Annotated in this window: 14 protein-coding genes; 10 read left to right on the top strand and 4 right to left on the bottom strand. The window is 70.9% G+C overall.

All coding sequences use genetic code 11. The annotated features are described in order from the left end of the window. Window positions 1-84: 84 nt before the first annotated feature. Window positions 85-549 carry a MarR family transcriptional regulator gene (locus tag ABZ873_RS32750; protein ID WP_360880040.1) on the bottom strand — a complete coding sequence of 155 codons (465 nt, stop codon included), beginning with the start codon at window positions 547-549 and terminating at the stop codon, window positions 85-87. Between the two features lie 91 nt (window positions 550-640). Between ABZ873_RS32750 and ABZ873_RS32745 the strand changes: the two genes are divergently transcribed. Next, complete coding sequence (locus tag ABZ873_RS32745; protein ID WP_360880037.1) at window positions 641-1,012, top strand: cupin domain-containing protein; 372 nt, start codon at window positions 641-643, stop codon at window positions 1,010-1,012. 19 nt (window positions 1,013-1,031) lie between these two features. Here ABZ873_RS32745 and ABZ873_RS32740 read toward each other — a convergent pair whose 3' ends face one another. Further along, window positions 1,032-1,349, bottom strand: a complete 318-nt coding sequence (locus tag ABZ873_RS32740) for a PLD nuclease N-terminal domain-containing protein (RefSeq protein ID WP_360880034.1) — start codon at window positions 1,347-1,349, stop codon at window positions 1,032-1,034. An 89-nt stretch (window positions 1,350-1,438) separates the two neighbouring features. On the opposite strand from ABZ873_RS32740, the gene ABZ873_RS32735 reads away from it, so the two are divergent. The 3 genes from ABZ873_RS32735 (at window position 1,439) to mqnP (ending at window position 4,378) form a co-directional block, all read left to right on the top strand. Next, entirely contained in the window at window positions 1,439-2,896 is a 1,458-nt protein-coding gene (locus tag ABZ873_RS32735) for a menaquinone biosynthesis decarboxylase (protein WP_360880031.1), read from the top strand. 79 nt (window positions 2,897-2,975) lie between these two features. Continuing rightward, the gene (locus ABZ873_RS32730; protein ID WP_360880028.1) at window positions 2,976-3,458 is read left to right on the top strand and encodes a hypothetical protein; all 483 of its coding nucleotides are present in this window, start codon (window positions 2,976-2,978) and stop codon (window positions 3,456-3,458) included. Further along, on the top strand, window positions 3,455-4,378 hold the full coding sequence (gene mqnP / locus ABZ873_RS32725) for a menaquinone biosynthesis prenyltransferase MqnP (protein ID WP_360880025.1): 924 nt from the start codon (window positions 3,455-3,457) through the stop codon (window positions 4,376-4,378). Before ABZ873_RS32730 ends, mqnP begins: the two co-directional genes overlap by 4 nt. Before the next feature lie 88 nt (window positions 4,379-4,466). On the opposite strand, the gene ABZ873_RS32720 is transcribed toward mqnP, so the two are convergent. Beyond that, window positions 4,467-5,081, bottom strand: a complete 615-nt coding sequence (locus ABZ873_RS32720) for a rhomboid family intramembrane serine protease (RefSeq protein WP_360880023.1) — start codon at window positions 5,079-5,081, stop codon at window positions 4,467-4,469. 135 nt (window positions 5,082-5,216) lie between these two features. On the opposite strand from ABZ873_RS32720, the gene ABZ873_RS32715 reads away from it, so the two are divergent. Beyond that, window positions 5,217-5,909 (top strand): UbiX family flavin prenyltransferase, encoded by a 693-nt coding sequence (locus ABZ873_RS32715; protein ID WP_360880021.1) that lies wholly within the window; start codon window positions 5,217-5,219, stop codon window positions 5,907-5,909. On the opposite strand, the gene ABZ873_RS32710 is transcribed toward ABZ873_RS32715, so the two are convergent. Next, complete coding sequence (locus ABZ873_RS32710) at window positions 5,906-6,040, bottom strand: hypothetical protein (protein ID WP_360880046.1); 135 nt, start codon at window positions 6,038-6,040, stop codon at window positions 5,906-5,908. The genes ABZ873_RS32715 and ABZ873_RS32710 overlap by 4 nt on opposite strands. A gap of 122 nt (window positions 6,041-6,162) precedes the next feature. Between ABZ873_RS32710 and ABZ873_RS32705 the strand changes: the two genes are divergently transcribed. The 5 genes from ABZ873_RS32705 (at window position 6,163) to ABZ873_RS32685 (ending at window position 10,705) form a co-directional block, all read left to right on the top strand. Next, window positions 6,163-6,618 (top strand): Lrp/AsnC family transcriptional regulator, encoded by a 456-nt coding sequence (locus ABZ873_RS32705; protein WP_360880018.1) that lies wholly within the window; start codon window positions 6,163-6,165, stop codon window positions 6,616-6,618. 59 nt (window positions 6,619-6,677) lie between these two features. Next, window positions 6,678-7,841, top strand: coding sequence for an aminofutalosine synthase MqnE (gene mqnE / locus ABZ873_RS32700; RefSeq protein ID WP_360880015.1), 1,164 nt, complete (start codon window positions 6,678-6,680; stop codon window positions 7,839-7,841). A 164-nt stretch (window positions 7,842-8,005) separates the two neighbouring features. Then, window positions 8,006-8,530 carry a GNAT family N-acetyltransferase gene (locus ABZ873_RS32695; RefSeq protein WP_360880012.1) on the top strand — a complete coding sequence of 175 codons (525 nt, stop codon included), beginning with the start codon at window positions 8,006-8,008 and terminating at the stop codon, window positions 8,528-8,530. A 175-nt stretch (window positions 8,531-8,705) separates the two neighbouring features. Beyond that, complete coding sequence (locus ABZ873_RS32690) at window positions 8,706-8,978, top strand: DUF4229 domain-containing protein (protein WP_360880043.1); 273 nt, start codon at window positions 8,706-8,708, stop codon at window positions 8,976-8,978. A 377-nt stretch (window positions 8,979-9,355) separates the two neighbouring features. Then, the gene (locus tag ABZ873_RS32685; RefSeq protein WP_360880009.1) at window positions 9,356-10,705 is read left to right on the top strand and encodes a dicarboxylate/amino acid:cation symporter; all 1,350 of its coding nucleotides are present in this window, start codon (window positions 9,356-9,358) and stop codon (window positions 10,703-10,705) included. Window positions 10,706-10,815 lie beyond the last annotated feature (110 nt).

Below are 10,815 nucleotides of genomic sequence, written 5' to 3'. Positions count from 1 at the left end.
CTTCCCCCGGTCGGAGACGAGGAAGGCGACGACCGCGCGCCCCGGGGCGGGCCACCGGCGTCGCGCGTTCCCGGGCCGCCCTCCTCACCACACCGGGCGCAGCGGCGGCAGGCCGTCCTCGCCGTGCAGGGTGCGGATGACGGAGCCCAGTTCGCGGCGCAGCGCGCCGAGGTCGGTGCCGCGGCCCAGCTCGGCCTCCAGCTCGTGCAGGATCCGGCCCGCGACGGACAGGTGCTCCCAGGCCGCCGGGGTGAGCACGACGAGCTTGCGGCGGCCGCCCTCCGGGTGCGGGTCGCGGCGTACGTAGCCGCGCTTCTCCAGGTCGTCGACGATCTGCCCGGCGGCCTGCTTGGTCACCCCGAGCCGTTCGGCGAGCTCGGTCGCGGTGGCCCCGCCGCGGCCCAGGACCTGGAAGGTCATGCCGTGCACGGGCCGCAGGTCGCGCTGTCCCGCCTCGGTCAGGCGCCGGGTGAACTCGGCCAGCACCAGCTGGAAGCCGAGGCCGAGCAGGAAGGTCAGCTCGACGCCCTCGTAGTCGTCTCTCGTCACGGAAACATGGTGACACGCCTGAGTAAAGGTGCTTTACTCGAATCGAGTAAAGCACCTTTACTCAGACCTCGGACCGAACGAAGGATCCACCGTGCACGTGATCAGCCCCGCCCCCGAGAACGTCACCGCCACCCCGAACGCCACCATGACCGGCCTCGCCGCCCCCAGCCGCGGCAGCGCCGAACTCAGCACCTGGGAGGTCGACATGCCCGCCGGGGCCACCGGCCCCGAGCACTCCGCCAGCCGCGAGCAGGTCTGGCTGCTCACCGCCGGCTCCCTGGAGGTCACCAGTGAGGGCCGCACCGAGCGGGTCCCCGCCGGGCGGACCCTCGTGCTGCCCGCCGGGGTGCCGCGCCGGATCGGCGCGCCCGAGGACTTCCGGGCGTACGTGGCCATGCGCGCCGACGGCGTGGTCTCGGTGCCGGGGGAGGAGGAGCCCCGCGTACTGCCGTGGACGCGGTGACGGACGCCCTGACCCGGGGTCAGTCCTTGTCCGGGTCCGCGTCCCTGTCCTTCGTGCCGTCCTTCTTCTCCTGCTCCTCGCGCAGGGATTTCAGGAACTCCGGATTGTCGTCGGGCGCCACCCACTGCGCCCGGCGGCTCCGCCCGCCGCCGACGGCCGACCGCTTCTTGCCCGCGAACAGCCACACCACCGGGCCCACGAAGGAGAAGAGCAGGATGATCATCACCCAGGCCACCTTCGGCAGGTGCTTGACCTCCTCCTCGGGAGTGTTCAGGCAGTCGATGAAGGCGTAGACGGTCAGCGCGATGACCAGCAGGAACGGCAGATAGCGCAGCACGGTGTGGGACCGACTCCCGGGCAGTGGCGGCGGGACCGCGGGGGCCCCGGTGACGCCTCCAGGGTAGTTGGTGACGGATACTGGCCCCTATGGCTTACGACGATCTCCGCTCGCTGCTCCGGGCTCTGGAGCGAGAGGGCGACCTCAAGCGCATCAAGGCCGAAGTCGACCCCTATCTGGAGGTCGGGGAGATCGTCGACAGAGTGAACAAGGCGGGCGGCCCCGCGCTCCTCTTCGAGAACGTCAAGGGCTCGGCCATGCCGCTGGCCATGAACGTCTTCGGCACCGACCGCCGCCTCCTCAAGGCCCTCGGTCTCACGTCCTACGGCGAGATCAGCGAGAAGATCGGCGGCCTGCTCAAGCCGGAGCTCCCGCAGGGCTTCATCGGCGTCCGCGAGGCGTTCGGCAAGCTCGGCTCGATGGTCCACGTCCCGCCGAAGAAGATCAAGGGCGACTCGGCGCCCGTCCAGGAGGTCGTGCTCACCGGCGACGACGTCGACCTGGACCTGCTGCCGGCCCTCTTCACCTGGCCCAAGGACGGCGGCTCCTTCTTCAACCTGGGCCTCACCCACACCAAGCACCCCGAGACCGGCGTGCGCAACCTGGGCCTCTACCGCCTCCAGCGCCACGACAAGCGCACCATCGGCATGCACTGGCAGATCCACAAGGACAGCCGCAACCACTACGCCGTGGCCGCGGCCAAGGGCGAGCGGCTGCCGGTCGCGATCGCCTTCGGCTGCCCGCCCGCCGTGACGTACGCGTCCACCGCGCCGCTGCCCGGCGACATCGACGAGTACCTCTTCGCCGGGTTCGTCGCGGGCAAGCGGATCGAGATGGTCGACTGCAAGACCGTCCCGCTCCAGGTCCCCGCGCACGCGGAGGTCGTGATCGAGGGCTGGCTGGAGCCGGGCGAGATGCTGCCCGAGGGCCCCTTCGGCGACCACACCGGCTTCTACACCCCGCAGGAGCCCTTCCCCGCGCTCACGATCGACTGCGTCACCATGCGCAGGCGCCCGCTGCTCCAGTCGATCGTGGTCGGCCGCCCGCCGACCGAGGACGGCCCGCTGGGCCGCGCGACCGAGCGCTTCTTCCTGCCGCTGCTGAAGATCATCGTCCCGGACATCGTGGACTACCACCTGCCCGAGTCCGGCGGCTTCCACAACTGCGCGATCGTCTCGATCGACAAGAAGTACCCCAAGCACGCGCAGAAGGTGATGCACGCCATCTGGGGCGCGCACATGATGTCGCTGACCAAGCTGATCATCGTGGTCGACAAGGACTGCGACGTCCACGACCTGCACGAGGTCTCCTGGCGGGCGCTCGGCAACACCGACTACTCCCGCGACCTCACCGTGGTCGAGGGCCCGGTGGACCACCTGGACCACGCCTCGTACCAGCAGTTCTGGGGAGGCAAGGCGGGCATCGACGCCACGCGGAAACTGCCGGAGGAGGGGTACACGCGCGACGGCGGCTGGCCCGACATGGTGGAGTCCGACCCGGAGACGGCCGAACGGGTGACCCGACGCTGGAAGGAGTACGGGCTGTGAGCCACTCAGCGCGGATGGAAGCAGACAGGGCGTGGGCTTCTGCTCCCCGCCGCTGCGGGGATGCCCCGGAGTACGGCCTGTGAGCATCGCCGTGGGCGGTCCCGCCCTGTTCATCGGTAGCGACACCCCCTGCGTGGCGCTGGTGCGCCCCTCCATCGACCCGGCGCAGCCCGAGGTGCGGGAGGCCGCCGAGCGGGCCGGGGTCACCCCGGAGGAGTTCGCCGGCCCCTCCGACCTCTGGCAGCTGATCGCGGACCGCACGGACGGCGAGGGCCGCGAGATCGCCCTCGACGACCTGACCGACACCGAGGCCGCCGCGTTCGCGGACCGGCTCGGGGCCGCGCTCGCGGACCCCGACGCCGAGGCCACGGTGGTGCTCACGGTCGGCGCGCACGAGGTGCTGCGCCTGGACAGCCGCCCGGCCGGTGAGGGCTTCGCCTTCCTGGCCACCGTCGTCCCGCCGCCCGGCGAGGGCACCCTTCCGCTGGAGGTCGAGATCGGCCCGTCGGCCGCGGGTGAACTGCGCGGCGAACTCGAACAGTTCCGGAGGTCCCTCGCATGACATCGGCCGCCGAGGGAGTCCTCGGGCCCGGACCGGCCCCGCAGGTCGGCGGCAAGGTGAAGGCGTTCCTGCGGCTGGTGATGATCGAGCACTCGGTCTTCGCGCTGCCCTTCGCCTACATCGCCGCGCTCACCGCCATGTTCCGGCTCGACGGCACCGTGCACTGGCTCACGCTGCTGCTCGTCACCCTCTGCATGGTGGGCCTGCGGACCTTCGCGATGGCCGCGAACCGGATCATCGACCGCGAGATCGACGCGCGCAATCCGCGCACCGCCGGACGCGAACTGGTCACCGGCGCCGTGTCGGTGCGGTCGGCGTGGACCGGCGCCGGTATCGCCCTCGTGGTCTTCCTCGGCTCGGCCGCCCTGCTCAACCCGCTGTGCCTGGCGCTCGCGCCCGTGGCCGTGGTCCCGATGGTGGTGTACCCGTACGGCAAGCGGTTCACGGACTTCCCGCACGCCATCCTCGGACTGGCCCAGGCGATCGGCCCGGTCGGCGCCTGGCTGGCCGTCACCGGGACCTGGTCCTGGGACGCGGTCGTCCTCGGCCTCGCGGTCGGCGTGTGGATCGGCGGCTTCGACCTGATCTTCGCCTGCCAGGACGTGGCCGCCGACCGGGCGGAGGGCGTCCGGTCCGTCCCGGCCCGCTTCGGTGTGCCGGCCGCCCTGTGGGGGGCGCGCGGCGCGCACCTCGTGACCATGGGCCTGCTGATCTGGTACGCCCTCGCCACGGACGCGGGCGCGGCGTTCTGGGTGGGCCTCGCGGTGGTCGCGGGTGCCTTCCTCTACGAGCACACCATCGTCACCCCGCACGACCTGTCCCGGCTGAACCGCGCCTTCTTCACCGTCAACGGCTTCATCGGCATCGCGCTGTTCGTGTGCGCGCTGGCGGACCTGCTGCTGCGCGGGCTGACCCTCTAGGGCCCGTCCGGCGGCTGTCCGCTGCCGGTCGGGCAGGTGCCTGTCCGGCGCCTGTCCGGTGCCCAGTGCGGTCAGACGGCCAGTCCGGTCAGACGGCCAGGGCAGGCTGCGCGGTGGCGGCCGGGCGGCGGAAGCGGAGGGCGACCAGGACGCCCGCGACGAGGCCGATGAGGTGGGCGTACCAGCCGACACCGGAGTCGGTGGGCAGGACGCCGAAGAAGATGGTGGAGCCCCAGACGGCGGCGACCGCCACCCCGGTCAGCGCGTTCAGCGGCTTGCGCTCGACGAAGCCGCGGACCACCACGTAGCCGAAGAGGCCGAAGACCAGCCCGGAGGCGCCCGCGCCCAGGGTGTCCGGCGGTGCGATCAGCCAGGCGCCCACGCCGACCGCCAGGGTGATGATCGCGCTCACCGCGAGCAGGCGGCGTATACCGCTGAGCGCGGCGATGAAGCCGAAGACCAGCAGCGGCCAGCTGTTGGCGGCCACGTGGCCGAAGCCGAAGTGCAGGAAGGGATGGGCGACCACGCCTATCAGGTGGTCCGGGTCCCGCGGGGCGACCCCGTACCCGTCGAGCGCGTGGCCGGTCAGCAGGTCCACCAGCTCGATCAGCCACAGCAGCGCCACCCAGCCCACCATCAGCTGCGCGGCGGCCTTGGCCCGGCCGGTCCGCGTGCGGCGCGGCTCCACCGTCGTCGTGCTCATCCTCGTCCCCCTGAAAGCCCGTGCACCCCGTGAACCCCCTGAACCCGGGGGGGAAGCCTGTGAAGGGCCCCCTCCCAGGAACGTCCGGACACCTTACCGAGTGCCTGCCCGGGGTGGCCGGATAGTCTCGGAGGTATGACAGAGCGCAAGCGCACCCCGTGGGTGGTCGGGGTTTCCGGGGCGTCCGGGACGCCGTACGCGGCGGCGGTGATCAGGGGGCTGATCGCGGCGGGGGAGAGCGTCGACCTGGTGGTGAGCCGGGCCTCGCGCCTCACCCTGCTGGACGAGACCGGGATCGCCTTCCGGGACGCGCACTGGCGCGAGGACCTGGCGGAGTGGCTGGCGCGCGGCGCCGACGGCAAGCCGGGCACCTTCGAGGCGCCTGCGGACGGGGCCGACCTGCGGTTCTGGAGCGCCGGTGACCTGGCGGCGGGCCCGAGTTCGGGCTCGTACCCGGTGAAGGGGATGCTGATCGTGCCGGCGTCCACGGCCTGTGTGGCGGGGGTGGCGCTCGGGCTGTCGAAGGACCTGCTCCAGCGCGTGGCGAGCGTGACGCTCAAGGAGCGGCGCCGGCTGGTGGTCGCGGTGCGGGAGACCCCGCTGAACGGGCAGACGCTGCGGCATCTGGTGGCGCTGGACGAGGCGGGCGCGATCGTGCTGCCCGCCTCTCCGGCGTTCTACGCGGGCGCGACGCACATCCAGGACCTGGTGGACTTCGTCGCGGGGCGGGTGCTCGACGCGGCAGGGGTGCCGCACCGGCTGTACCGCCGTTGGGAGGGGGAGCTCGGAGGCTCCCGCTCTCCCCGGGGGTCCGCCGGCGGTGACTAGCGCTTCTTGCGGCCCAGCGGCTTGCGGGCCTTGTCGACGCGGGCCGCTGCCGCGGGCTGGTGGGCTCGGGATCGGTTGGCCAGCTCCTGGAGCTGTCGCATGTGTGCGTATGCCATCTCGACCGTGAACACGGTGTATCACTCCTGAAGATCGTCACTGATCTGTTGAAAGAAATCACAGGGTGTTGACCCTGTGCGCCTTAGATTCTATACCTAGACTTGCAGGATCGCCGAATAATGGAAGGCTCCACGTAATGGACACGGTGGACAGGCAGCTCATCCAGGCACTCCGGGAAAACGGTCGCGCCTCGTACGCGGAGCTGGGCCGTCTCGTGGGCCTCTCCGGCCCCAGCGTCACCGACCGCATCAACCGGCTGGAGACGGCCGGCGTCATCACCGGTTACCGCGCGACGGTGGACTCCGCCTCGCTCGGCCTCGGCGTCACCGCGCTGATCGGCATCTCCCTCTCCGACGCCGTGGACCACGAGGACGTGGCCCGGCGGCTGCGCGACCTCGCGGAGATCGAGGACTGCTGGTTCATCGCGGGCGACGACTCCTACATGCTCAAGGTGCGCGCCAGCGACGTGGACGGCCTGGAGCGGATCATCCGCAAGCTCTCCGGCACCAAGGGCGTCTCGCGCACCCGCACCACCATCGTGCTCTCCACGAAGTGGGAGAACCGGGTCGGGGAGCTGCCCGAGGAAGCCTGAGAGTACGGTGGGTCAGGGTTCGTAACGACAGGCAGAGGCACAGAGGAGGCGACCGGCACATGGACGCTGGGCTCAAGCGTGAGCTGGAGGAGAAGGTCCGCTCCGGCGAGCGGCTGACCCGGGAGGACGGCATCGCCCTCTACGAGTCGGACGACCTGGCCTGGCTCGGTGGCCTCGCCCACGAGGTGCGCACGCGCAAGAACGGCGACGTCGTCCACTTCAACGTCAACCGGCACCTCAACATGACCAATGTGTGCACGGCCTCGTGCGCCTACTGCTCGTTCCAGCGCAAGCCGGGCGAGAAGGACGCGTACACGATGCGCATCGAGGAGGCCGTGCGCCTGGCCAAGGCCATGGAGACGGAGAACCTCACCGAGCTGCACATCGTCAACGGCCTGCACCCGAACCTGCCGTGGCGCTACTACCCGCGCTCGCTCTCCGAGCTCAAGAAGGCGCTGCCGAACGTCTCGCTCAAGGCGTTCACGGCGACCGAGATCCACCACTTCGAGACGATCTCCGGCATGTCGGCCTCCGACATCCTCGACGAGCTGATCGAGGCCGGCCTGGAATCGCTCACCGGCGGCGGCGCGGAGATCTTCGACTGGGAGGTCCGCCAGCACATCGTCGACCACCGCACCCACTGGGAGGACTGGTCGCGCATCCACCGGCTCGCGCACGCCAAGGGCCTCAAGACCCCCTCGACGATGCTCTACGGGCACATCGAGGAGCCCCGCCACCGCGTGGACCACGTGCTGCGGCTGCGTGAGCTCCAGGACGAGACCGGCGGCTTCCAGGTCTTCATCCCGCTGCGCTACCAGCACGACTTCGTGGACATGCAGGACGGCAAGGTGCGCAACAAGCTCCAGGCGCGCACCACGATGGCGACGGGCGCCGAGGCGCTCAAGACCTTCGCCGTCTCGCGGCTGCTCTTCGACAACGTGCCGCACGTGAAGGTCTTCTGGGTGATGCACGGCGTCCAGACCGCCCAGCTCGCGCTCCAGCACGGCGCGGACGACATGGACGGCTCGGTCGTCGAGTACAAGATCACGCACGACGCGGACAACTATGGCACCCCGAACAAGCTGGGCCGCGAGGACCTGCTGGACCTGATCCGCGAGGCGGGCTTCCGCCCCGTCGAGCGCAACACGCGCTACGAGATCATCCGCGAGTACCCCGGTCCGGACGCGGACCTGCGCGAGACCCCGCAGGCGATGCGCGTCTGACCGGCATGCGCCCGCGCACCGGACCCCCGGCCCTTCTGGGCCGGGGGTCCGGTCGTTTCCGGGCCCGCTGTCCGGCCGTTCCTGGCCCGCGGTCCGGTCCTTCCTGGCCCGCGGGCGGCCGTTCTCCCTGGACGCGGTGGGTTCGTAATGGTTAGCCTGCTTGAATGACCCTTACTTTTGCTCTGGATCCCGAGGTCGGCCCCTCCGTGCGCGAGGGCATCCTGGAGCTCTGGGCCGACGTCTCCAACGCGGGCGGCGCGGTGGGCTTCGTACCGCCGGTCACCCGTGCCGACATCGGCCCCGCGCTCGACCGGCAGCTCGCCGCCCTCGCCGACGGGGGCAGCCGGCTCGTCCTCGGCCGGGACCGGGACGGGGCCGTCGCCGCGACCGCCTTCCTCACCCACAACACCCACCCCCTCATGCGGCACTGGGTGTGGGCCTACACCGTGATGGTCCACCCGCGGTACCAGGGCAGGGGCTACGGGCGCGCGCTGATGGACGCCACCGAGTCCGCCGCCCGCTCCCTCGACGGGGTGGACGCGATCCGCCTCGGCTGCCGGGGCGGCCTCGGCCTGGAGCACTTCTACGCCTCCTGCGGCTACAAGGAGGTCGGCCGGGTGCCCGGCGCCATCCGGGTGGCGCCCGGCGACGACCGGGAGGACATCACGATGCTGCTGCCCCTGCGCTGACGGCGAGCCCGCGCCGGGGGCCCCGTACCCCGGCGGGCCCGGCCGGGGGAGCGGCGTGCTTCACTGGTTGGGCACCGCATGCCGCACGACCACCGCACGACCGCCGCACGACCACGATGAGAAGGAAGGGGTCACCGTGTCCCCCAAGCCGAGCGCGACGATCCGATACACCGCGATGCGCCTGGGCATCTTCGTCGCCTGCCTCGTCGTCGTCGCCGTCCTCGTCCGGGTCGGCTGGGTGCCCTCCGGGCTCGGCGACGCGAACCCCGCCTGGGTGGTGCTGCTGGCCCTGGTCATCTCCGCGCCGCTTTCCTTCGTCCTGCTGCGCAAGCAGCGCGACGCGATGTCCGAGCAGATCTCCGACCGCGTCGCGGGTGCGAAGGACCGGCTCGCCGCGAACCGCAGCCAGGAGGACCTGGCGGACGACGCGGCACGCTCCACCCCGTAACGGACCAGTTGGGTTCATCACACATCGAACCGCCCCAGCTCCGGGTCAACCGCCCGGAACGCTGGGGCGGTCGTGTTTTCCGGGTCCGCGCAAGAGGGCGTGGTGCGCCGTTGTCTCAAAGCACCCCTTTGAGATTCCCAAAGGAGAAGTGTTAGCGTGTTCAACATGTTGACCACAGCCGCGCACCCGATGACCACGAGCGTCCCGCTCGTGACGCGCCTGCACGTCGACCTCTGCCGCCGCGCGTCCGCGGCCTGTTGCTGTTGAGCTGAATCGATACAGCAGCGGTCCCGGCCGGGCCTCCCTGGCTGCCACCGCACCGCAACACCTCGCAGAACCACCCCCCTGTCTACGTGCGCCACCTCCGGAGAGTGTCCGTGTCCGCGTCCCCCCAGGCCCCCGCCCCTTCCCCGGCACCCGCCCCTGCCCCCGCCAGGGCCTCCCTGAAATTCCCCTTCTGGGCCCAGATCGTCGCCGGTCTGGCCCTCGGTGTCCTCTTCGGCTGGATAGCGCGCAGCCAGGACATCAGCTGGCTCGGCACCACCCTGGAGAAGACCGGCGACCTCTTCGTCCAGCTGCTCAAGCTGGCCATCGCGCCGCTCGTCTTCTTCGCGATCCTGGTGTCGATCACCAACCTGCGGAAGGTGAACAACGCCGCGCGGCTCGCCACCCGCACGCTGCTCTGGTTCATGATCACTTCGCTGATCGCGGTCGGCATCGGCATCGCCATCGGCCTGCTGACCGACCCGGGCGCGGGCACCGGCCTCACCGCCGCCGACGGCAAGGAGCCCAAGAAGACCGGCTCCTGGATCGACTTCCTCACCGGCATCGTCCCGACGGACATCATCACGCCGTTCACCGAGCTCAAGGTCCTCCAGATCGTCTTCCTCGCCGTGGTCGCCGGCATCGCCGCCCTCCAGCTCGGCGCCAAGGCCAAGCCGGTCCTCGACCTGGCCGAATCCGCCCTGGAGCTGCTGCAGAAGGCCCTGTGGTGGGTCATCCGCCTCGCCCCGATCGGCACCATCGGCCTGATCGGCACCGCGATCGCCACGTACGGCTGGGACCTGATCGGCAAGTACGCCACCTTCACCGCCGACATCTACATCGGCTGCGCCCTGGTCCTCTTCGGCGTGTACCCGCTGCTCCTGGCCACGGTGGCCAAGGTGAACCCGGTGCAGTTCTTCAAGGGCGCGTGGCCCGCGATCCAGCTGGCCTTCGTCTCCCGCTCCTCGGTCGGCACCATGCCGGTCACCCAGAAGGTCACCGAACGCCTCGGCGTCCCGAAGGAGTACGCCTCCTTCGCGGTGCCCTTCGGCGCCACCACCAAGATGGACGGCTGCGCCGCGATCTATCCGGCGCTGGCCGCGATCTTCATCGCGCAGATCTTCGATGTGCAGCTGGGCATCAAGGAGTACCTGCTCATCGTCTTCGTCTCGGTGATCGGCTCGGCCGCCACGGCCGGCCTGACGGGCGCCACGGTCATGCTGACGCTGACCCTCTCCACGCTGGGCCTGCCGCTCGCGGGCGTCGGCCTGCTGATGGCGATCGACCCGATCCTGGACATGATGCGCACCGCCACGAACGTCGCGGGCCAGGCCCTGGTCCCCGTCATCGTCTCGGCGCGCGAGGGGATCCTGGACAAGGACGCGTACGCGAACGCCTCCGCCTCCCCCCTGGACGAGGAAGAGACCCGCACCCCGGAACACCCGGTAGCCGTAGCCGCCTGACCCCCTTCCCGCCCGCGCCGGCCCCCGCCCTTCACCGGGCGGGGGCCGTCGCGTTTTCCGGCCGCGGAGCCCGAGCCCGATCCTGCCTCCGCCCGCCCGCCCATTCCAGC

The sequence above is a fragment of the Streptomyces sp. NPDC047014 genome, assembly GCF_040644195.1.
Classification (GTDB): domain Bacteria; phylum Actinomycetota; class Actinomycetes; order Streptomycetales; family Streptomycetaceae; genus Streptomyces.
This window is presented reverse-complemented; position numbering and strand designations above follow the sequence as displayed.

What these genes read in the sequence shown, in the direction of transcription:
- ABZ873_RS32695 (WP_360880012.1), top strand. Translation starts at nt 8,006, where the DNA reads ATGACCCTTACTTTTGCTCTGGATCCCGAGGTCGGCCCCTCCGTGCGC.
- ABZ873_RS32735 (WP_360880031.1), top strand. Translation starts at nt 1,439, where the DNA reads ATGGCTTACGACGATCTCCGCTCGCTGCTCCGGGCTCTGGAGCGAGAG.
- ABZ873_RS32720 (WP_360880023.1), bottom strand. Translation starts at nt 5,081, where the DNA reads ATGAGCACGACGACGGTGGAGCCGCGCCGCACGCGGACCGGCCGGGCC.
- ABZ873_RS32715 (WP_360880021.1), top strand. Translation starts at nt 5,217, where the DNA reads ATGACAGAGCGCAAGCGCACCCCGTGGGTGGTCGGGGTTTCCGGGGCG.
- mqnP (WP_360880025.1), top strand. Translation starts at nt 3,455, where the DNA reads ATGACATCGGCCGCCGAGGGAGTCCTCGGGCCCGGACCGGCCCCGCAG.
- ABZ873_RS32705 (WP_360880018.1), top strand. Translation starts at nt 6,163, where the DNA reads ATGGACACGGTGGACAGGCAGCTCATCCAGGCACTCCGGGAAAACGGT.
- mqnE (WP_360880015.1), top strand. Translation starts at nt 6,678, where the DNA reads ATGGACGCTGGGCTCAAGCGTGAGCTGGAGGAGAAGGTCCGCTCCGGC.
- ABZ873_RS32690 (WP_360880043.1), top strand. Translation starts at nt 8,706, where the DNA reads ATGCGCCTGGGCATCTTCGTCGCCTGCCTCGTCGTCGTCGCCGTCCTC.